A 22037-nucleotide genomic window follows, 5' to 3' on the forward strand; every position below is an offset into this window, starting at 1 on the left:
CTATTAACGCTCTCAAACAACCTGACGTGCAGATACAAAGGCCGCCAAGTTGGCAACGTTGGCGAAGTGTTGGCGGGTGTCTTTGTCTTCCGCGTCTATTTTGATACCGAAGCGCTTTTGAATGGCCAGCCCCAATTCAAGTGCATCAACGGAGTCGAGCCCGAGGCCATCTCCAAACAGGGGTTGATCGGCTGCGATGTCATCTGCAGACATGTCCTCAAGGCCCAGTGAATCAATGATCAAATTCTTAATTTCGAGTTGTAGTTCGCTCATCTGTTGCGAGCTCCTTGATGAAGTATTGGTGCAAGTACTCATTGAGCTTGCGTGAAGCTATCGGCGCAGAGGCAGAAGCCTTGAATTGAGCGGGGTCGATATCCGGGCCAACGCGCAATTGAAAGTGAAAGCGCCGGGCAGGAATGCTGTACCAAGGCTCAGCCTTGGTTAGCGTGCTGGGCGTAACGCTTATTGTAACCGGCGTGATGCACTGTGCTCCGCGAATAGCGATGGCCGCAGCGCCCCGGTGGAAGCTTGGGGGCTCACCTGGAGTGCTTCGTGTACCTTCGGGGAATACGATCAAGCATTGCCCGCTTTGCAGCGCCGCCGCCGCTTCATCAAGCATTTCCATGCTGCCGCTGTTGCTGATGTAATCAGCCGCCCGGATCGGGCCGCGCATGCAGGGGTTGCTCCAAAGGCTTTGTTTAACCACGCAGTTGGCATCGCGAATCAACGAGATAAGCACCACCACATCAATCAGTGAAGGGTGGTTGGCGATGATCATTTGCCCGGGCTTACCCAGACGGTCTGCGCCTTCTATGCTGTAAGTCAGGATGCCACTGCGGAACATTAACTGAACGAACCCGTTGAAACTCAGGCTGATGACTTTGCGTGCTCTTAGCCGGTGTGCTTTCGCATCGCCGGGGATGAGTGTCAATAATGGAAAAACCACCGCTCTGAGTAACACTCCACCTATCCCAAATAGGCTAAAACACAGCGCCGTAGCCAGCAAACGCCAGAGGTATGGCGGGCTGTACGGGCTTAATTTAGCGTGCGTGACCACGTCCATTGCCGTCGGCTCCAGTAGTGGATGAGGGGGTGGTCACGGCAAAGCGCCTTGAGCAAATTTAAAGGGTGCGGCCATTCGCTAATTGGGCCATTTCCAGCGTTCAGTTGTAACTGCCAGTCGTCGCCGGGCGTGAGTAAAAGCCCTACGGCATAGGGAAAAGGTACGTCATCAATGTAGGGGGTATAGATGGCAGCCGGGGACTCTTCAGCAATCACCACTAATACGGCGGGTGCGCCTTCATTGAGCAATAAGCAGGCTTCTTGTATGGCGTGTTCGAGGCTGTCTCTGGCGGCAGCGAGCGCTGTCATCTCACTGGTGTCACCGCGCAGGATCGACCATTGGCCGATAATTGCGTTATGCACCGATAAGCTAAATTGGGTAGGGGACAATGGCTCATTGCGCGCAAGGTCATTAAGCAAAGCCAGTGTGCGTGGGGTTTCGCCGTGGCGTGAAGCAAAAATAAAGGGTAGGGCAGGTAGTGTTTCAGCTAATGGCCAGGCAACATTGAAGACCATCCGCGCCAAGCGGCTTAGACGCCTGCGCTGCATCGGTGCAATAAAGCTGACATCAGGCTGTTGCTGCTCATCAAGCACGCGCACTGGTGCCTTGCTCCAGTTATGCCACTGTTGCGTGCTTTCCAGGCCGGGAGCCCAGGCACGCCATTGTTCTATGTTGAATCGCATCACGGAAGATATTACCTGGCCCTTGGGACATTTTTGACTGTTGCAGCAGTCCCGCTATTTGGCCAATAGTGTGAGGGCAAAGCCAATCATTGTCAGGGGAACATACAGTTTGAGCTCGATGAGCTTGTGGCTCAAGAGTGGCATTATCTAAGTGGCATGAGTTTTGCGCAAACGTTGTTCTTGATTAATTTTGAGCGATTCAGCTCATATTTTAGAATGATCAAGCTGATATGCATAAGTGAAGGGTCGGAGATGCTAGGTTGCATTGGCCTTGTCATGTACTTTCGCTAACGTTCATGTCTTTTCAGGGATTGGGAGCAAATAAAATGCGGCGTGTGGTTTTTAACCAGAAGGGCGGTGTTGGTAAATCCAGTATTGCGTGCAATCTAGCGGCTGTGAGTGCTTCACAGGGCTACCGAACGTTATTGATTGACCTTGATGCGCAAGCAAACTCAACCCATTACCTTACGGGATTAACGGGGAACGAGATCCCATTGGGGATTTCCGAATTCTTCAATCAAACCTTGTCTGGCGGCCCCTTTGCCAAGAAGGGAAAGGTTGATATCTATGAGACCCCATTCGATAACTTGCATGTCATTACTGCCACGGCTGAGCTTGCAGACTTGCAGCCCAAACTTGAAGCCAAGCACAAAATTAATAAGCTGCGAAAGCTGCTGGAAGACTTGTCTGAAGATTATGAGCGGATTTACCTCGACACTCCGCCTGCCTTGAACTTCTATACGGTTTCAGCACTTATTGCGGCTGATCGGGTGCTTATTCCTTTTGATTGCGATAGTTTCTCGCGCAATGCCCTGTATGGCTTGCTGCAAGAAATTGAAGAGTTGAAGGAAGATCACAACGAGGGTCTTGAAGTAGAAGGTATTGTGGTCAACCAATTCCAGCCGCGTGCGACGTTGCCCCAGCAGTTGCTGGATGAGCTAGTGGCTGAGGGGTTGCCAGTGCTGCCAGTTAACTTGATGAGCTCGGTAAAAATGCGAGAGTCGCATCAAGCCTGCATGCCACTTATCTACCTGGAGCCTCGGCATAAATTGACTCAACAGTTTGTTGAATTGCACGACTTGCTCAATCAGCGGTAGGGTGGTCGACGCTCTTTTCGGCCACCAATAGCCGCAGTTTTTGCAGCCTTGGTGGACGAGCTTCGCGTTGTTACGCCCTACAGCAGCCCTGCGATTGAACTCAGCGCACGACAAAAATATCGCAGGGCGCTTTGTGCAGAAAGTGCTGGGCAAGGCTGCCGAGCAGCGCTTGCGACAGTGCGCTGCGACCGTGACTGCCGAGCACCATCAAGTCTGTCCGGCGGCTATTAAGTTGCTCTTGCAGTGCCCTTAAAATGCTGCCTTGCTGCACTGAATGGCTTAGCTTAGGACCGTTTTTCGATAGCTTTAGGGCCTCATCTTCCATCAACTGGTCGATTAACGCGCTCTGGGTTTGCAGTTGCAGTTCAACCTGTTTGGCGTTGCCCTTGTCAGGCTCGAATACGTGCAAGGCATGCAACTCAGCTGAGCTGGGCAGTAGGTCATAGGCTTTGTTCAACGCACAGCAAGCACAGACTGAAAAGTCGATAGCCGCAAGGGAGCGTTTATAGGGCTTGGCATCATTGCGGGCGACAATCAGCATCGGAACGCTGCTGCGTCGGGCTATGCGGTCGAGGCTGGTGCCGGAGAAATAGTCATGGCGAGAATGATGCGCGCCTAGCACCAGTAAGTCGCAACCGAGCGCGTTGATTTGCTGCAAAACTATCTCAGACGGTTTGCCGCTAAGAATTCGCAGGGTCGCCGTTTTCGGTGCGAGTGTGCTCAAGCTACGATCTAAGGAGCGCTTGGCAGCATCGTGCTGCTCTCTGCTTTGCGTTGGGTCAAGCACGTGCAGGACAGTCAGCTTGGCGTCATGTTGGCTGGCAAGTTGAGCGGCCCTGCTCAACGCGAGATCGGCTGTGTCTCTTAAATCGTGGGCGATAAGAATATGTGCAGTCATTGAAGATCTCTCCGGCCGACCCCTGTCGACACGTTTATTATCACCCATCAATTAGCTGGTCTTTTGCGCTATAGCAAGGTCATGTGTCAGTGCATTCGTAACTGATAATAACCACGACTTTCGGCAACCACTTCCCCGCTAGCATCCTTTAGCTGAAGTTCCAGTATGTACTCCGCTTTTCCCAGACGTTGAGCTTCATCTTCCAAGCGTTGTATTTCAGTTGAGCTTAATCCTGCCTCGACAGTGATATCACCTTTGGCGGGACGCCGAAAGCGAAGGTTCATTTCTTTAACGACTGGATAAAACCGCTTCACATCGAAGCTGGTGAGAAACAATGCACCGCCAGGAATTTCTGCGAGGGTGAACAATGCACCTGCATACATGCTACCTATATGGTTTTCATTGCCCGACATGGGCATGCGCAGGCAGACAAAGCCAGGTTCAAGCGCTTCGGCTTTGAGGCCGCTGCGTTTCACAAAGGCAATTTGTTCTTCAGTCAATTGGCGGGCGATCTCAAATGGCAGGGACATGGCTAGGCCTTATGCTTATTATTCCACTTAGGCTCCCTAGCTTAACCCCAGGCCTAAAGGCTGCAATTGACTATATGTGCCGCTGCGCTTGACCGCAGTGCTCAGGTTAAGCCTGGCTCTTAAGCCAGGCCATTAATTGCGGTAGCGCCATGGCGCCGCTCTGGCGCGCGATTTCTTTGCCCTGACGAAACAAAATCAAACTCGGGATTGAGCGAATGCCCAGCTGTCCGGCTAATTGCTGATGGGCCTCGCTGTCGAGTTTTCCCAAGCGGTATTGCCCCTGCAGTTGGGTTGCTGCCTGCCTGAACGTTGGTGCAAAAGCTTGGCATGGCCCACACCAACTGGCCCATACATCAACGAGTAATGGCAGGTCGCCTTTGGTCTGGCTGGCAAAGTTGGCTTGGGTCAGTTCAATTGGCGTGCTGGTCAGCAGGCTTTCCTTGCAACGGCCACAGTTGGGTTTGTCACTGAGGCGCTCATTTTGGATGCGGTTTAGGGCATTACAGCTGGGGCAGGGTATGAGCAGTGGATCGGGCATGATGGACTCCAGGTCTATTGCTTAGATTTGCGGTCACCGCAGGCTGTTTTCAAGGTAGCCAGAACCCAAGCCTTAGACTGGAACCAATGGCCAGAACAATGGAATGACGATGGTTGCCACCACCCACAACAGCAAGTTGAGCGGGATACCCACTTTCATGAAATCGGTAAAGCGATAGCCGCCGGCGTTGTATACAAAGGTGTTGGTCTGATAGCCGATTGGCGTCGCGAAGCTGGCGCTGGCGGCAAACATAACCGCAACTACAAAGGCGCGGGGGTCCACTCCCAAGTGTTGGGCCAAGCCAATTGCAATGGGTGTGACCAAGACTGCAACGGCGTTGTTGGAGAGCATTTCAGTCAGCACGGAGGTAAACAGGTACAGCATGGAAAGCATCAGCAATGGTCCGGCCCATGGCAACCAGCCCATCATGTTCTCAACCAATATTTTGACCAGGCCGACCTTGTCCATGGCGATGCTGATAGCAAGCATGCCGAAAATCAGGCTGAGGATTTTCCAGTCAACGGCTTTGTATGCATCCTCAACATCTAAGCAGCGCGTCGCCAGGACGCTGACGGCTCCAATAATTGCCAGACCTTCAATGGGCATAACGCCAAATGCAGCAAGGATCATCACGGCAAGCGTCGCAACGATCGCGATCGGCGCTTTGTCGCGGCGAAACGCGCGCTCTTGTACGGCGTTGAGGCTGATCAGCTCGCCGTTGTCGGCGAAACGTTTGATCTGTGCGGGCGTGCCTTCCACCAGCATCACGTCGCCAAACTGCAGCTCGAAATCATCCAGGTTGCCCTGGACGTTTTCGTCCTGACGATGCACCGCTAAGACGGCAATGCCGTATCGGGCGGTCAAGTCGAGGTCGCGCATTGGTCGGTGGCTGTATCGCGAATTGCGACCGACTATGGCTTCAGCAAGAATTACATCGTGACTGCTGATGGTTTCAAAGGCATCGCTGCGATTGAATGATAAATGACCACTTTCACGCAGCTCGACTACGTTTTTGACTTGGCCATGCAGTACCAGGCGGTCGCCACTGGCCAGCAGGGTGTCATGGCCAGGTGCAGTCAGCTCAAGGTCTGCGCGAAACAGCTTCAACACTTGCAGGCCGCTGCCACCATTGAGATTGGCTTCGCTAAGGGATTTACCGATCACTGGCGAGTCATGGGGGACCAGCAGTTCGGTCATAAAGGTGCGATCGAGATCCGGGCGTAACTGGCGCGATAGGGTGTCGCGGTTCGGCAGTAGGTGACGGCCGACCAAGAGCAGATAGATCATGCCAGCAGATGCCAGAATCAAGCCGGCACCGGTAATTTCAAAAATGCCGAAGGGAGCCAGCCCGGCTTTACGGGCCACACCGTCGACCAGAATATTGGTCGAGGTGCCGATCATGGTCAGGGTGCCCCCCAGAATTGTTGCGTATGACAGTGGGATTAACAGCTTCGAGGGCATGGTCCCTGCACGGCGCGCCAGTGATATAGCAACCGGGGTTAAAATCGCCACAACTGGGGTGTTGTTCAAACAGGCGGAGATCACCAGCGCAGTCAAGGTCAAACCGGTCAGCACGCGTATCGGGCTGGTGCCAACAAGGTTGCCCAGCCAATTACCTAATGCATCGATGCAGCCTGTTCGTTCAAGTGCTGCGGAGAGCACGAACATACAGGCGATCGTGACTGGCGCTGAGTTGGACAGCACGCTGAGTACTTCCGCCGGGCTCAGCAGTTGCGTAACAAGTAGTGCGGCGACCGCAATGGCGGCGACGATGTCTGGGCTCCACTTTTCTCTGATGAAGGCAACCAGTACCCAGATGAGCAGCGCGCCAACAAATAACAGTGGTAGTGAGTCCCCGAACATGGGTGTCCTTAAACGTTGAATCTATCGAGGGCAGTGTTGCCATGTGCTCGTGGTCGTCAAGATAGTGGCGTTTGCTTAGATAGTCTAAGAATGTTTGATAAGGTTTATATGCCTTTTCGGTTTAATAGATAAGCTGTACCCATCAGCCCGTTCGCCACTGTGACTATGTCTTGCAGTTGATGCGCGATAGGCTCCTCGTTGATCCAGGCACATGGCGATAAGGAGCAGACGATGCGTCAGTTAGGCATTCTCGGTGGTATGAGTTGGGAGTCGACCAGCAGTTATTACCGGCTGCTGAACCAAGGTGTTCGCGAACGTCTAGGTGGCCTGCATTCGGCGCCATTGTTGCTGCACTCTGTTGATTTCGCGGATATTGCCGCGCTGCAAAAACAAGGCGACTGGGAGACTGCAGGAGTGGTGCTGGCAGACATTGCTCGACGCCTGCAAGACGCCGGTGCAACGGCCCTGTTATTAGCCACCAACACCATGCACAAAGTTGCCCCAGCGATTGAGGCGGCTGTGGATATCCCGCTGCTGCACATAGGCGACGCTGTTGGTCACGCGTTGCAGCAGCGCGGCATCAAGCGTGCTGCATTGCTAGGTACACGCTTCACCATGCTCGAAGATTTTTATCGCCAGCGCCTGGCTGAGCGCTTTGCGATAGAGGTGTTGATTCCGCCAGGCGAGCAGGTCGATGAAGTTGACCGGGTGATCTTTGCCGAATTGTGCCAAGGCCGCTTTGAGTCCAGTTCACGTGACTACTACTTGCAATGCCTCGCGCAACTTCGCGAGCGTGGCGCGCAGGTGGCAATACTTGGCTGCACCGAGATTGGCTTGCTGCTTGAGAACACTCAAGCCGCTGTGGACATGCTCGACAGCACCGAGTTGCATGTAGAAATGGGGCTCAACTGGATACTCGCGGATGTTCAGCCCCGGTAAAGTAGGGCGAATCAGGATGAACAGCTGATTTCCAGGTGCTTACCCCAATCTGGCGGACGTTGGGCGAAGCGTTCTTTGCCCGGCTGCTCGGCAAAGGGCTGGCTGAGCACCTGATGCAGCTCGCGCACAATGCTGTAATCGCCTTTTTCAGCCGCCTCGATTGCCTCCTGAGCGAGATAGTTACGCAGGATGAATTTGGGGTTTACAGCATGCATGCGTTCTCGGCGCTGCGCTTGTGATTGCCCTTGTAGCGGGTCACGGGCCATGTATTGCGCGGACCAAGCATCGAATCCGGCTAGATCAGTAAAGTCATCGCGCAGGCGTGCCAATGCAGCTTGCGGATCGCTTTCGCCCAGCTCACGGAAGAACAGGCTGTAGTCGATTGCGCTGTTTTGCATTAATTGCAGCAGGCGCTGGACCAATGCCTCGTCGCCTTCATCGGCGCTGGTGAAGCCTAAGCGCCGGCGCATCAAATCCAGATAATGACTTTGGTACAGCGGCAGGAACAGATCCAAGCTGGCGCGAAGTGCTTCAACGCTGATCAGTGGAGTTAACGCCTGACCGAGCGCTGCAAGGTTCCATTGGGCGATGGGCACTTGATTGCTAAAGCTATAACGCCCCGTGTCGTCGGAGTGGTTGCAGATGTGCTTGGCATCAAAATCATCAAGAAAGGCGTAGGGGCCGTAGTCGAATGTAATCCCAAGGATCGACATGTTGTCAGTATTCATCACCCCGTGGCAGAAGCCATAAGCCTGCCAGTAGGCAATCATTTCAGCGTTGCGCTCAACGATCTGGCGAAACATCATTAAATAAGGGTCTTGCTCTGCCATACAACTTTCGAAGTGGTTGTGCAGTACGTGTTCGGCCAGTTGTTTTAGCAGCTCGTGTTGTTGGGTGTAATAGAAATACTCAAAGTGGCCAAAGCGGACATGGCTTGGCGCAAGGCGCAGGACCATGGCGGCGGTTTCTTTCTTTTCGCGCCACACCGGAGTGCTTGAGCCTGTTACGCAGAGTGCGCGGGAGCTGGCGATACCCAGTGCATGAAGGTGCTCGCTGGCAAGAAACTCACGGATCGAACTGCGCAGTACGGCGCGGCCATCACCCATGCGCGAGTAGGGGGTTTGCCCGGCACCTTTGAGGTGCAGATCCCAATGTTCGCCCGCTTCATTAATGACCTCGCCCAAGAGTAAACCTCGGCCGTCACCGAGCCTTGGTGTATAGCCACCAAACTGGTGACCGGAGTAAACCATTGCCCGTGGTTCGGCGTCGCTCCAAAGCTTATGCCCCGAGAATATCTGCGCAAAAACGTCGGTCTCTGCCTCGGTAGGGTCTAGGTCCAGCAGCGCCATGGCTGATTGGCTGGCAACCACAAGGTGCGGCTCGGCAATCGGCTCTGGCAGGACATGGGTGGAAAATTTATCCCCCAGGCGGGCAAAGCGATTATCAAAGGTCAGCTCGCTGAGTTGTTTCAAGGCGCTACTCCGGTAAAGCAAAGACGGCTGAGTGTTTAGGGAGCTTCTGAAAAAGGTAGCGAGCGACGGGAGTACAAGGCAAAAAGCTGCGAAAAAGCGACCGGGGTCGCGCTCGACTTTAGTTGTCCTAAATGAGCATTTTGAGCATTTTTTTAACGCGGTAATACCTAGCGCAGTAGTTTTTCAGAGGTTCCTTAGCTCAGCCGTCAGGGTGAAGCATTACAATAACGCGCCGTTCAGTTGGGGTCGACCGCAGGCGGCGTTCCTTTGCTCAGTGACACAGGCTGTTGGGTGCCGATTTCTGTGCCGATCACTGGCTCTTGCTCTGATTCTGGTTTTGCCTCCGGCATCGGGCTGCTCTGGACAATTACCGGGCTGGTTGCCTTGAGGTTTAGCTCGGCACCATTAAGGTTTTTGACCATGACGTCCAATTGATTGAAGGCCATCTCGATGTTGTTTTCGCGGAAGCTCATGGCGATACGGGTCAGTAACTCGTCGGTGGCAGCATTGCGGTCACCCAGTTCACGTACATGCACCCGCAACTCATAATTAAAGGTGCTAGCGCCAACCGAGAGGAAGAACAGCAATGGCTCTGGATCACGCAGTACGCGCGGGTTTTCCATAGCGGCTTGCATCATCAGCTTGCGGGCCAGTTCAAGGTCGGACTCATAGGCCAGACCAATCATGATGGTGATTCGGGTGATGGTGTCATTCAGTGACCAGTTGACCAGTTGGTCGGTGACAAAGGTTTTGTTTGGCACAATGATTTCTTTACGATCAAAGTCGGTAATGGTCGTTGCCCGAATGCGGATTTTACTGACGGTTCCAGAAAGGTTGCCGATGGTCACCACATCACCGATACGCACCGGGCGCTCAAACAGAATGATCAAGCCAGAAATAAAGTTGGCGAAAATCTCTTGCAAGCCAAAACCCAGACCGACGGAGAGGGCTGCAACCAACCACTGTAATTTGTCCCAGCTCAAACCAAGGGTCGACAGCGTGACAACCGAACCGACTGCAACGATGGTGTAGGACAGCAGGGTGGTCGTGGCGTACGAGCTGCCTTGGGCAAGCTTCATTCGCGACAGTACAAAGACTTCTAGTAAGCCCGGCAGGTTGCGCCCGAGTGCGATGGTTATACCAATGATAACCAATGCCCCCAACACGTCGCTAAGGCTGATGGGCACCATGCTGGCCATTGTGCCGGTACCACTGACATATTCGTACAGCGTGAAGTTATCGAGGTAGGAAAACACTGAAATCAGGTCAGCCCAGACCAGCCAGAGCAGGCTGATAAAGACCCCAAGCAAGGCCAAGCGCACCAGTCTTAGCGATTGCTGATTAACCTGGTCGATATCCAGTGTCGGCTCTTCTACCACGACTTCGCCAGTCTCGGATTCCTCTGCGGCCTGTGTGGCTTGGCGTTTGGCGATTGCACGCTGGTAAGCCAGGCGACGCGCCGCAACTGAAAGCCCACGAACAAAAGCTGCTTCGACGATTAAACCAATCATCATCAACCCGAGGGTATCGAGTAAGCGGTCGGTAAGTTTTATCGCGGTGTAAAAGTAGCCCATGCCGACCATCACGATCAGTACCAGCGGCAACATGCAGATGATACAGGCGACGAAGGTCCGGAAGAGTGAGGTGTTTTCTCGCGCTGGCCCAGTCAGCAGAACACGACTGAGCAACCAGGCCATCAGCGCGTAACAGGTCACGGATATGGAGATACCGAGTACGTCATCGGCCAGTCTTTCTGGCTGGTAGCCGGCAATGGTTACAATGGCCACAAGAGCCATAATAACCGAGCCGAGGTAGCGGACATAGCGACGCAGGTAAGTGACATGCGGGCGTGTCCAGCGGAAATGCAGCTCAGCGACGCCACTGGGCGATAAGATTCTGTAAATGGTATAGAGCACCATCCAGGCTTGGGCCATGCTAAAAAAAGCGGAGCCGAGGCTGGCATTTTGGCCGCGAGCATCCATCTGCAAAGCAAAGCCGCAGAGAGCAAAGAACAACGTGCCCGGCAATGCCAGCAGGACATTCAGCAAAATGGCCATCGGCGTATGCAGTTGGCTGTCGTTTTTGTAGTGGCCGATATCTTGATGGATGTCTGAGAGTTTGCGCGTGATCGCTTTACGTCGCCACAGCAGCAGGCCTATTACCAGTAGCAGTGGCAAGAACAGCAGCGGCTTACCGACCAACCCAGCCGTGAACTCCTTGGCGCTTGAGGTCCAGTCCAAGCTATCAAGCTGGCGCTGAAGCTTGGCCGGCATATCTTTAAACCATTCAAAGTTGAGTGGTTTATTGCTTGGAATCCAGAACATCTGCTCTTCAAGGGTATCGCTCAGCGTCTGGGCTGTAGTTTGCAGCTGTTTTTGGGTGAGTTGCAGGTTGATTGATTCGCTGAGTAGTTGCCCCAGCTCATTGTTGACCCGATCAAGGAGGTCACGACGCGTCTCTATGATGGTCAGCAACGATTTGCGCAGCTCTGGGCTTATGTGGTCATCGGGTTGCTCCTGCACCAAGCTGTCGATGTAAGCCGACGGGTTGGTGATCAGGTCGCGCTGCTGGTTGAGCTCAAATTGATAGAGGCGTATGTCGGCAATGTCATTCGGCAAATCCTTATCGATATCCAGCATCGGCAGTGCTTGCTTCTGTTGGTAGAGGATTTTCGAAAGTAAAATACTGCCTTGCAGCACGCTGATTTGTTGATCAAGTGCTTGGTCGCTCTGATTGACCGCGTCCAATTGCTGTTTGGTTTGTAAGTTTTTCTGGGTGATGAGGTTGAGCCGGTTAGTGGCTTTGAGCAGGTAATCAGAGTATTTGACATTAAGAGCGCTTTCGCGGCTTAGCACACCGTCGGTGCCCAACTTTTCGGCACTTTGTGCTTGCTCGGCAACTGTCATTTCTGACAGCTCACGACGTTTCTGGTTGATCAACTGTTGCAGCGCAGTCAGTTCCTGCTCAAGGCGCTTGATACGCTCATCTAATAGCGCGCGCTGGCTTGAGCCCAAGTCTTGCAGCAAGCTGTTGCCACTTAATTCCTGGCGACGCAATTGGATCTGTGCATTCAGCTGAGCCACTTCAGCATTGAGACGGTCACGGGCTTCGTTGGTGAGTGGTAGGCCGTCGAGTTTGCCGTTCTTAAGTGCCTCGGCAATTTCACGCAGGCGCGCTTGATTGCTACTGATCTCCGCCTGCGCACGTTCTGGGCGGGTTTGTGAGGTAATGATCAGGCTGTTGGCATCGATAATCTGTTTTTGCCATTCGCTCAGCTGGTTGTTGCGATCACTGAGCATCTGCTCGAGGTCAGACACCTTGGTTTTGCCATAGCGTTCGGCAACTGGGGTCGGTTGGCTGGCCTTGAGGCGTGCCAGCTCACGCTGCGCTTCGCCAATTAGGCGGGGGGCAGCGTTTATCTGCTTATTCAGGTCTTCGAGGTCTTTCTCGCTTTGTTCTTTGAGGCGCAGCAGGCTGAGGGTCTTCTCCAGCGTTTGTTTTAGCTGGGTGACCTCTGCTTCAGGTAACTTGCTGTCTGCCAGTGTTGATAGCTGGTTTTGCACATCGCTGGCTGATGGCGGCTCATTTGCAAATGCCAGAGAGCTGCCCAACAGCAAGCTGATGAATAGTAAAGCGATGTAATTACGGAGAGAGGGCATGGTCGCGTACGTGCGGCTCGAAGTTAACAGAGTTTAGAGGAATAGGCCGGGGCCGGGGCGACTGCCTTCTGGAAATTTAACGCCAACCTTGCGGATCTTGTTGCCTTCCATCGAGGCGACCGTCCAGGTCAAACCTTGCCATTCGACCTGGTCGCCTATTACTGGTTCACCACCAATTTTATGGGCGATAAAACGACCCAGTAGCATGTCGCTTTGGGTGTCGCTCAGTTTCAGACCATAAAGTGCGGCAACGGCACCCACTTCAGCATCGCCTTCAAGTACAAAGTCACCAAAGAAACGCAGGTCCTGGCCGCGTGTCGGTGCCTGGCTGAACAGCTTGCCGAGCGCTTCTAAGTCGTACGCATGGCCGATCACGCAAAGCAAATCACCCGCATCGAGTTTGGTGCTGCCTGAGGGGTGGAGCAGTTCGTTGCCACGGAACAGCGCGGCGACCCGCGTGCCCTCGGGCATTTTCAGATCACGCAGAGGCGAGCCGATGCACCATTTTTCTGCGCCCAAGCGATAGATGAATAACTCCCACTGGCTGGTGGGATAGATCTCCAGACCTGAGCGTGAAAATGGCGCGGGCTGGGGCGGGACTGTGACCCTTAAGAATTTCGCAGCTAGCGGCAAGCTGGTGCCCTGTAATAGCAGCGAGACGATAACGATGAAGAAGGCGACGTTGAAAAACAGTTGAGCATTTTCCAGGCCTGCCATCAGCGGGAATACGGCAAGAATAATGGGCACTGCGCCGCGTAGACCGACCCAGGCGATAAACGCTCGCTCGCGGTCATGGAACGCATGGAAAGGCAATAGCCCGAGAAATACCGAAAGTGGCCGTGCAATGAAAATCATCCACAACGCCAAGCCCAATGCGGGCACCGCGATTTTGAGTAGTTCGTGGGGGGTTACCAGCAAGCCGAGGACCAAGAACATGCCTATTTGCGCGAGCCATGTCAGGCCGTCGAGCATGTGCAAAATGCCATGGCGCGACCGGATGGCTTTGTTGCCGAGTAACAAGCCGCACAGGTAGACCGCAAGAATACCGCTGCCGCCAAAGGCGTTGGTGATCGCAAATATGATCAGGCCGCCGCTGACCACCAGTAGTGGGTACAGGCCGTTGGCCAAGGTAATGCGGTTAATCAGGTTTAGCAGCAACCAGCCACCGACCAAGCCAAGAAATGCGCCCAGACCAAACTGCAAACCAAGGTGGATGAGCAAATCCCAGCTAAATCCAGTTTGCCCGGCTTGCAGCATGGCAATCAGGGTCACTGTCAGGAATACCGCCATCGGGTCGTTACTGCCCGACTCGATCTCCAGGGTCGAACTCACCCGCTCGTTGAGGCCGCGACCGCCGAGCAGGCTGAACACCGCAGCAGCATCGGTTGAGCCGACAATCGCACCAATTAGCAGGCCCTCCATCCAGCTCAGTTTGAACAGCCATGCTGCTGCCACGCCGGTTAACCCGGCGGTAATCATGACCCCAATAGTGGCCATCGACAGCGACGGCCATAGCGCCACACGGAAGCTGGACACACGGGTGCGCATGCCGCCATCAAGCAAAATAATAGCCAGCGCAAGGTTGCCGACCAAGTAGGCCAGCGGGTAATTGGAGAAGCTGATGCCACCAGGGCCGTCGACGCCAGCTAGCATGCCAACGCCGAGGAAAATGACCAGAATCGGGATGCCAAAGCGCGAGCCAAATGCGCTAACCAGAATGCTCATGCCTACCAGCAATGCACCGATCAAAAAGAGACTGTTGATGGTACTTGCATCCAAAGTGGCATACTCCTTTATTAACTGGCAGCGCACCTATGCATGGCGCGTGCCATAGATAATAACCTGTGAGTTTGCTCTGTGGTTAAAAAAACACATGGCGTTATATGTATAAAGCGCTGAAGGCGGGTTTTGATTGGCAGTGTTTCACGCGCATGCCGGGGCAGGCTCAGGAGTTGATGAGCCCTTGTGCACGTTGCATGCACAAGGGCAAAGTTAAAGCCTGAGGCTAGAACCAGTTGTCTTGCATATTCAGGCAAGTGTCATCGCGACTCTCAAGGATTGCCAATTCGTGATGGCAACTTGGCACTTCCCAAGTCAGGAAGTAACGCGCAGCTTGTAGTTTGCCTTGATAGAAATCCTGATCAGCAGCATGGCCTTTTGCCAGTCCTTCTTCGGCGCGGATTGCTTGCTCTAGCCAGCGCCAACCAATCACCGCATGGCCGAACACTTTCAGATACAGAGCCGAGTTTGCCAGGCTCTGATTAACCTTGCCGCTCATCAAATCACCGAGCAGGGTTAGGGTTACGCTGGAAAGTCGCGCCAATAGCTGCTCAAGGGGCAGGCGCAGGTTATTCAATGACTCGAAAGCGCTGGCACGCTCACAGCATTGCTGGATCAGCTTGACCAGTTGCTTGAGTGCTGCGCCGTTATTCATCGACACCTTACGGCCCAGCAGGTCGAGTGACTGAATACCGTGGGTGCCTTCGTGAATCGGGTTAAGGCGATTGTCGCGGTAGTACTGCTCCACCGGGTATTCACGGGTGTAACCGTGACCACCGAGTATCTGGATCGCCAACTCATTGGCCTTGAGGCAAAACTCCGACGGCCATGACTTAACAATTGGCGTCAGCAGATCCAGCAACTCCAGTGCGCTGCGTCGCTGTTCTTCGGTTTCAAGGGTTTGGGTGTCATCAAATAGGCGTGCGGCGTACAAGCCGAGGTCAAATGCGCCTTCGACATAGGCTTTCTGGGTCAGAAGCATGCGCCGTACGTCCGCGTGCTCAATAATTGCGACCTGGGATGACGTTGGGTTTTTGCCATCTGGCAAGCGGCCTTGCGGGCGTTGCCGGGCATATTCCAGAGAGTACAGGTAGCCAGCGTAGCCGAGCATTACTGCGCCCATGCCGACGCCAATTCGCGCCTCATTCATCATCTGGAACATATAGGCCAGGCCTTGGTGCGGTTTGCCGACCAAGTAACCGATACATTCACCGTTATCGCCGAAATTCAATGCCGTTGAGGTTGTGCCGCGCCAGCCCATTTTGTGGAACAAGCCGGCCAGCAATACATCATTGCGCTTACCCAGCGAACCGTCGTCGTTAACCAGAAACTTGGGCACGATAAATAGCGAAATGCCTTTAACGCCGGGCGGAGCATCGGGCAGCTTGGCCAAAACCATGTGCACGATATTTTCCGATAAAGGATGGTCGCCGCCAGAAATGAAGATCTTGTTGCCCTTTAGCCGATAAGTGCCATCTGCTGCTGGCTCGGCACGGGTGCGAATATCGGAAAGCGAGGAGCCTGCATGGGGTTCGGTCAGGGCCATGGTGCCGAAGAAACGGCCGTTGATCATGGGTTCGAGAAAGCGCTGCTTTTGTTCTTCGTCACCAAAGGCTTCAATTAGATTGGCAGCGCCCATGGTCAGCATTGCATAGGATGATGTGGCGATGTTGGCTGACTGAAAGTGAGCAAAGCAAGCCTGTGAAAGCAGGTTAGGTAGCTGCATACCGCCAACATCGAACTCGCGAGTGGCGTTGAGAAATCCGGCCTCGAGGAAGGCGTCGACAGCCGGTTTGATTTCCGGAATCAGCTTGGCTGCGCCATCAACATATTCAGGCTCGTTTTCATCATTTTTGCGGTTGTGCGGTGCGAACAGGTTTTCTGCAATGCTGCGCGCCGTATCAATTGCCGCATCGAAGGTTTCACGGCTGTGCTCGGCGAAGCGCTCGCGCTGGGTCAATGCCTCGGCATCGAGCACTTCGTAAAGTTCGAAAGCAAGATTGCGGGCGTTAAGCAGAGTCTCGGACATGGTTGACCTCCTGTTAGTCGCGCCGAGTCTAGGCAGGCGTCGCCGCACTGCCCAGTATTATCCATCGGCGTGATAAAGCACCACATGTACCGGCGGGGGAGCTGTGTTGCTTAGCTTGTCTGGCGGTTGCCACGTGGAATCAAAAACGTCCAGCACATACCCCAGAGCAGTGCTCCGGCACCAATCGCAAAGCATTGGGTGAGCGTTGCACCCATTTGCAAGGCTTGCTCCGCCAGCCAAGGGCCGAGTAACTGGCTGGCCCCATACAAGGCGATAAGTGCTGCGGACAGGCGTGGGCCCTGATGCGGATGGAGATGGCGGGCAAGTCGTTGAGTCAGAAACACCGTTCCGATAAAACTGCCGCCGACCAACACGGCGCACAGCAGAATTCCCACAGCGCCCGGCCACAGCATGGGGGCTGCAGCCCCCAAGCCTTGAGCTGCATAGTTGCAGAGCAGGGCACGGCGATCACCAATGCGCGCGCCTAAGCTATTCCACAGGGCAATCGAAATCAGGCTGGCGCTGGCAGTCCACAACCACGCGCCACTGACGAGCGGGTTGCTTGGTTCAAGCTGTTGTTCGGCCAGTGAGGGTAAAAATGTCATCGGCAGGATGTAGCCCAGTCCTGCACCGGTGTAAGCAAGGAATAATGGTGTGCTGGCCCGATCAAACAACCGGCTGTGTTTGTGCTGCACCTGTACTGCCGGGCTGTCCAGCTTCAGGCGCCGCAGCAAGCCAATACTCAACAGTGCCAGCGGCAAGCTAAGTATTGCCATTGGCCACCAGCGATCTGCGCCGCTGAGCCATGGTGCAGGCAGGGTCGCTGTCGCACTGGAAACCAGTAAACCGCCGCCCAGCCCCAAGTAGATCAAACCGCTGAGCCGGGTGCGCTGGTGCTGGGCGAGCCATTCCAGCACCAGTGCGGGGGCTTGTACGAAGACCACGCCATTGCTGATGCCATTAGCTAGGCGCAGCCATGTGAGGCTATCAACTGAGGTTGCATAAACTTGCGCGAGCGTCAGCAGGGCATTGCTTAGAAGTGCCAAGGGCAGGGCGATACGCATGCGTGCTGGAGCATGCAGCGCCAGCGCTAACAATGCGCCAATCAGATAACCAATATAATTCCAGGTGGCGACTCTGGCACCTTGCTCAAGGGTCAACATGCCATCGCTTATCAAATAGGGCAGCAGCGGCGTGTAGGCAAACCGGCCCAAACCATGAACGACGACCAGCGCGCTAGCGCCAGCGAGTATGGCAAGTATCAGGTGGCGCTGGGGCAGAGTGTTCATTGAGCGACTTAATTCTTATGTGGGGCCAAACCATAGCCGTTGTCGCTAGCAGCCCGTTAGCGAAATATTACTGCTTAGCGTCGCTCTTCTGCAGCGAGGTATGTAAACAACCACTACCTAAGCAGTTAAACTGTAGGGCTTCAAGGAGCCTATTGCCATGAACTACCGTCACGCCTATCACGCTGGTAATCACGCCGACGTCCTTAAACATCTGCTGCTATGCCGGATGATTGCCCTGCTGTCGCGAAAGGAGGCACCCTTTGCCTATCTCGACAGCCATGCTGGTGTGGGCTTGTATGACCTGCGCGGGGATCAAGCCACGCGCACGGGTGAGTGGCTTGAAGGCATTGCCAAGCTTTGGCAGGCCGATGATGTGCCGGAGCAATTTGCCGATTACCTGGATGTGATTCGGGCCATGAACCCGGATGGCGAAATGCGCCATTATCCGGGCTCACCGGAGTTGGCGCGGATGCTTACCCGTGAGCAGGATCGGCTGCAACTCAATGAAAAGCATCCTGAAGACGGCCGTTTACTCAAAGAAAATATGAAGGGCGACCGGCGTGTTGCAGTCCACCTTGGTGAAGGCTGGCATGTGCCCCGGGCGTTATTGCCGACCCAGGAAAAGCGTGTGCTGATGCTGATTGATCCACCGTTTGAAAAGGACGATGAGCTCGATCGCTGTGTTGACTCCCTTAACGATGCTATTGGCCGTATGCGCCAAGCTATAGTCGCGATTTGGTATCCGATCAAGGATCTGCGTCAGTTGCGAAAGTTTTACCGCGATCTTGAAAAGAGCGCCGCGCCCAAGTTATTGAGGGTTGAGTTGTATGTTCACCCAACCGATGAATCGCAGCGTTTAAACGGCTCAGGGCTGGTTATCAGTAATCCGCCTTGGGGGCTGGAAGACGAACTCAAGCAGTTGTTGCCGTGGCTGGCCGAGCGGTTGGGCTTGACTCAGGGTGGCTGGCGCATGGATTGGCTGATCGAAGAAAAAGCCTAGGGTTATTTGGGTGTGGCGATGCGCAGCATGCAGGCTCACCATCTATCAGTGTGTAGAGTTGTGCCCATCAAGGGTTCAGCAAATATCCTGAATGCTCTGGCTGCAAGGCTGTATGAAATAAGCGTCATACACCCTACAAACGCGACCTCAGTGTGGCAGCGCACAGCTTTTGCGGATATTGGCAGTCATAAAAAGGCGACCCGCGTACAGCAGGTCGCCATTTTTTTACCTTGGAGATTTACGCTGGCAGGCACACGCCGGTGCCGCCCAAACCGCAGTAGCCGCTAGGATTTTTCGCCAGATACTGCTGGTGATAGGCCTCGGCGTAATAGAACTCGCCGGCTTTGCCAATCTCAGTAGTAATCGAGCCTAAGCCGGCTTTGTCCAGTTCAGCCTGGAACATGGCTTGGCTCTCAAGTGCTTGAGCCAATTGTTCGTCGCTGGTGGCGTAGATCGTTGAGCGGTACTGGCTGCCCTGATCATTACCCTGACGCATGCCCTGAGTTGGGTTGTGGGCTTCCCAAAAGACTTTTAACAGCGCTGCATAGCTGGTGACTTTGGGGTCAAACACCACGAGCACAACTTCCGCATGACCGGTTAAACCTGAGCAGGCTTCTTCGTAGGTTGGGTTAGGTGTAATCCCCCCCGCATAGCCGACAGCAGTGCTCCACACGCCGGGTTGTTGCCAGAAGCGCCGTTCGGCACCCCAGAAGCAGCCCAAGCCAAATACAGCAGTTTCCAGACCTTGTGGGAAAGGACCTTGCAGGGCATTGCCGTTGACGAAGTGAGCCTCAGGGACAGTCATCGCCACGTCACGGCCTGGTAATGCCTGCCCAGCCGTTGGGAGTTCGAGTTTGTTTACAAGAATTTGCGAGCGCAGAGCCATTAGCCATTTCCTCAACATCGTTGTAATGGGTAGACCACCATTGTGCGATGGCGTTACAAAATCAGCTAGCCATACGTGGTTTAGCTACGAATGTAGCGCTTTAAGCTGTCAATCAGGTTGCGACCGGCAATTGCCTGGTCGAACAAAAAGCCTTGGCCGATATCGCAGTGTTGGCGTCGTAAGAACTTCAACTGAGCGCTGGTTTCAATGCCTTCCGCTACCACTTTGATTTTCAGGTTGTGCGCCATGGCGATTACCGCGGAGGTGATCTCCATATCGTCCTGATTTTCTGGAATATCCTTAATAAAGCTGCGATCGATTTTGATTACATCGATCGGGAATTTCTTCAAATAGCTGAGTGACGAGTAACCCGTGCCGAAGTCATCCATGGCTAAACTCAGGCCGAGCTTCTTCAAGTTTATAAGCTGGCTGCGGGTGTCGTCTGTTGCTTCTAACAACAGGCTTTCGGTCAGTTCAAGCTCTACGCGTTCAGGCGGAAGCTGTTCTTCTTCAATGATTGTACGAATCGCACCGACCAGATCTGGGTCGGTGAACTGTTTGGGCGACACATTGATTGCCACCTGTATTGATCCCATACCAACAGCGGCGAGTTGTACGCTCATTCGGCAGGCTTGGCGGAAGACCCACTTGCCAATGGGGATAATCAGTCCGGTTTCTTCCGCTACACCAATAAAATGATCAGGGCTGATCATGCCTTTTTGTGGATGATGCCAGCGTAATAGCGCCTCAATGCCGACCAATGCTCCAGTTTTCAGGCACAGCTTGGGCTGATAAAACACCTCAAGCTCATTCTGAGTGAGGGCGCGGCGCAAGTTGTTTTCGACGAACAGCTTATGATCGGCCTCGGCATTTAACGCCTCGGTGAACACGCAAACCTGATGCTTACCGTTAGCCTTGGCCTTATGCAGCGCCAGCCCGGCGTGTTTAGTCAGTATTTGTGGGTCAGTGCCGTGTGCTGGCGCGCAGGCCAGGCCAATAGAGCCGGTAATACTGATTAACTGATTGTCGACAAACAGTGGCTTGTCCAGCGTTTGCAAAACCTGCGAGGCGACCACTTGGCCTGCATCAAGGTCGTGATGATCAAGCAAGATTGCAAACTCGTTGCTGGCAAAACGCGCCAAAATAGCTGTCGGCGTCAGGGTGTTACGCAGGCGTTTAGCCAGGCTGGAAAGCAGCTTGTCGCCAGTTTGATGGCCGAGGCTGTCGTTGATCCGCTTGAAGTTATCGATATCCACCAATAACAGGCTGATACCGGTGTTGTCCGGTACCGCGAAGCGTTTTTCCAAGGCCCGGATAAATGAATAACGATTGCCTAGGCCTGTCAGGTTATCGTGAAAAGCCAGGCGTTCAATGCGCTGCAACGCGCTTTTGCTTTCGGTGATGTCTTCGTAGATGCCGATGTAATGGGTTAGCGTGCCGTCATCGGCATGCACCTTGGAGATCGACAACTGGCTCCAGTAGGGCTCAAGGTTTTTGCGCCGGCTTTTGAATTCGCCTTGCCAGCTATTGTGCCCCGACAACCCAGACTGGCTGTTAAACAGCAACTCGCTAAGGTTCTCCAGGGCAGGCAGTTCGGAAATTCGTCGGCCTTGCACCTCTTCCGCGCTGTACAGGGTGATGGCCGTAAAACTGGGGTTTACGTACTCAACCAGACCGTCGCGATTGAGCAAGATAAACGCGCTGGCGCTTTGCTCGACTGCACGTTGAAAAAGGTAAAGGGCTTGAGTTGCGGTGCGCCGCTCTTGATTGGACAGCACTTGGGCATACTGATCCGCCAGCTCACCGCAGAACGCTATCTCGTCGGTCTTCCACTGGCGCGGCCCTCCAACGTGCTCAAGGCACAGCAGGCCGACCACTTCGCCGTCTACCCGAATGCCAGCATCCAGCATGGCGCCAATATTCAGTGGCTTTAAGTAATGCTGTAATTCGATAGTACGGGGGTCATTCAATGCGTCTTCGATATGCAGTGAACGCCCTGCACGCATGATGTTCATGTAGTTCGAATAAAGCTTGAGGCTTAGCGAGTCTTCTTGATGGTGTTGCTGGCTTTGAGCTTGATACACAGTCACCGATTCAAGGTGTTCGCCATTAATCAACCAAATACAGGCCCGCTCAACCGCGTAAGCGTCACAGGCTGTTTGTGTAATCAGCTTGGCGGCATCCTGTAGGGCGTTACCTTGGTAGATATGGCTTGCCAGACGCAGGATTAGCTTTTGCTGGGCAAGGGTGCGCTTTTTCTGTTGCAGGGGGTCTTCAACCTGCGCCATGGGCTCTGCATGGGCGTTGCCTGA

At 54.1% G+C, this 22037-nt stretch carries 17 protein-coding genes; 3 read left to right on the plus strand and 14 right to left on the minus strand.

The window, feature by feature from the left end:
- Positions 1 to 12 precede the first annotated feature (12 nt).
- From ACIGCM_RS07780 to ACIGCM_RS07790, 3 genes are read right to left on the minus strand one after another with little or no spacing between them, the layout of a single operon-like run.
- Positions 13 to 273, minus strand: coding sequence for a phosphopantetheine-binding protein (locus ACIGCM_RS07780; RefSeq protein ID WP_397501472.1), 261 nt, complete (start codon positions 271 to 273; stop codon positions 13 to 15).
- The gene (locus tag ACIGCM_RS07785; RefSeq protein WP_397501473.1) at positions 248 to 1063 is read right to left on the minus strand and encodes a lysophospholipid acyltransferase family protein; all 816 of its coding nucleotides are present in this window, start codon (positions 1061 to 1063) and stop codon (positions 248 to 250) included. The genes ACIGCM_RS07780 and ACIGCM_RS07785 overlap by 26 nt, the downstream gene beginning before the upstream one ends.
- A complete protein-coding gene (locus tag ACIGCM_RS07790; RefSeq protein ID WP_397501972.1) occupies positions 1036 to 1746 on the minus strand; it encodes a beta-ketoacyl synthase chain length factor in 711 nt (236 codons plus the stop codon). Before ACIGCM_RS07790 ends, ACIGCM_RS07785 begins: the two co-directional genes overlap by 28 nt.
- Positions 1747 to 2072: 326 nt before the next feature.
- Between ACIGCM_RS07790 and ACIGCM_RS07795 the strand changes: the two genes are divergently transcribed.
- On the plus strand, positions 2073 to 2843 hold the full coding sequence (locus ACIGCM_RS07795) for a ParA family protein (protein WP_397501474.1): 771 nt from the start codon (positions 2073 to 2075) through the stop codon (positions 2841 to 2843).
- A gap of 100 nt (positions 2844 to 2943) precedes the next feature.
- Here ACIGCM_RS07795 and ACIGCM_RS07800 read toward each other — a convergent pair whose 3' ends face one another.
- The 4 genes from ACIGCM_RS07800 to ACIGCM_RS07815 form a co-directional block, all read right to left on the minus strand.
- Entirely contained in the window at positions 2944 to 3741 is a 798-nt protein-coding gene (locus tag ACIGCM_RS07800; RefSeq protein WP_397501475.1) for a universal stress protein, read from the minus strand.
- Positions 3742 to 3827: 86 nt separating this feature from the next.
- A complete protein-coding gene (locus ACIGCM_RS07805) occupies positions 3828 to 4271 on the minus strand; it encodes a PaaI family thioesterase (protein WP_397501476.1) in 444 nt (147 codons plus the stop codon).
- Positions 4272 to 4377: 106 nt separating this feature from the next.
- A complete protein-coding gene (gene trxC, locus ACIGCM_RS07810; RefSeq protein WP_397501477.1) occupies positions 4378 to 4809 on the minus strand; it encodes a thioredoxin TrxC in 432 nt (143 codons plus the stop codon).
- Positions 4810 to 4881: 72 nt separating this feature from the next.
- On the minus strand, positions 4882 to 6672 hold the full coding sequence (locus ACIGCM_RS07815) for an SLC13 family permease (protein WP_397501478.1): 1791 nt from the start codon (positions 6670 to 6672) through the stop codon (positions 4882 to 4884).
- A 231-nt stretch (positions 6673 to 6903) separates the two neighbouring features.
- On the opposite strand from ACIGCM_RS07815, the gene ACIGCM_RS07820 reads away from it, so the two are divergent.
- Positions 6904 to 7611 carry an aspartate/glutamate racemase family protein gene (locus ACIGCM_RS07820; RefSeq protein WP_397501479.1) on the plus strand — a complete coding sequence of 236 codons (708 nt, stop codon included), beginning with the start codon at positions 6904 to 6906 and terminating at the stop codon, positions 7609 to 7611.
- A gap of 11 nt (positions 7612 to 7622) precedes the next feature.
- Here ACIGCM_RS07820 and selO read toward each other — a convergent pair whose 3' ends face one another.
- The 5 genes from selO to ACIGCM_RS07845 all read right to left on the minus strand — a co-directional run bounded on the left by selO (position 7623) and on the right by ACIGCM_RS07845 (position 17839).
- The gene (gene selO, locus ACIGCM_RS07825; protein ID WP_397501480.1) at positions 7623 to 9083 is read right to left on the minus strand and encodes a protein adenylyltransferase SelO; all 1461 of its coding nucleotides are present in this window, start codon (positions 9081 to 9083) and stop codon (positions 7623 to 7625) included.
- A 236-nt stretch (positions 9084 to 9319) separates the two neighbouring features.
- Complete coding sequence (gene mscK, locus ACIGCM_RS07830; protein WP_397501481.1) at positions 9320 to 12742, minus strand: mechanosensitive channel MscK; 3423 nt, start codon at positions 12740 to 12742, stop codon at positions 9320 to 9322.
- Between the two features lie 33 nt (positions 12743 to 12775).
- A complete protein-coding gene (locus ACIGCM_RS07835) occupies positions 12776 to 14521 on the minus strand; it encodes a potassium/proton antiporter (protein WP_397501482.1) in 1746 nt (581 codons plus the stop codon).
- 226 nt (positions 14522 to 14747) lie between these two features.
- Positions 14748 to 16550: an acyl-CoA dehydrogenase gene (locus ACIGCM_RS07840; protein WP_397501483.1), complete on the minus strand. Its 1803-nt coding sequence runs from the start codon at positions 16548 to 16550 to the stop codon at positions 14748 to 14750.
- Positions 16551 to 16660: 110 nt separating this feature from the next.
- Positions 16661 to 17839 (minus strand): YbfB/YjiJ family MFS transporter, encoded by a 1179-nt coding sequence (locus ACIGCM_RS07845; protein WP_397501484.1) that lies wholly within the window; start codon positions 17837 to 17839, stop codon positions 16661 to 16663.
- A 157-nt stretch (positions 17840 to 17996) separates the two neighbouring features.
- On the opposite strand from ACIGCM_RS07845, the gene ACIGCM_RS07850 reads away from it, so the two are divergent.
- Positions 17997 to 18839 (plus strand): 23S rRNA (adenine(2030)-N(6))-methyltransferase RlmJ, encoded by an 843-nt coding sequence (locus ACIGCM_RS07850; protein ID WP_397501485.1) that lies wholly within the window; start codon positions 17997 to 17999, stop codon positions 18837 to 18839.
- 238 nt (positions 18840 to 19077) lie between these two features.
- On the opposite strand, the gene msrA is transcribed toward ACIGCM_RS07850, so the two are convergent.
- Both msrA and ACIGCM_RS07860 read right to left on the minus strand, forming a co-directional pair.
- The gene (gene msrA, locus ACIGCM_RS07855; protein WP_397501486.1) at positions 19078 to 19725 is read right to left on the minus strand and encodes a peptide-methionine (S)-S-oxide reductase MsrA; all 648 of its coding nucleotides are present in this window, start codon (positions 19723 to 19725) and stop codon (positions 19078 to 19080) included.
- A gap of 80 nt (positions 19726 to 19805) precedes the next feature.
- The gene (locus tag ACIGCM_RS07860) at positions 19806 to 22013 is read right to left on the minus strand and encodes a putative bifunctional diguanylate cyclase/phosphodiesterase (RefSeq protein ID WP_397501973.1); all 2208 of its coding nucleotides are present in this window, start codon (positions 22011 to 22013) and stop codon (positions 19806 to 19808) included.
- Positions 22014 to 22037 lie beyond the last annotated feature (24 nt).

It is taken from the genome of Pseudomonas sp. NPDC078700 (assembly GCF_044542375.1).
Lineage (GTDB): Bacteria > Pseudomonadota > Gammaproteobacteria > Pseudomonadales > Pseudomonadaceae > Aquipseudomonas.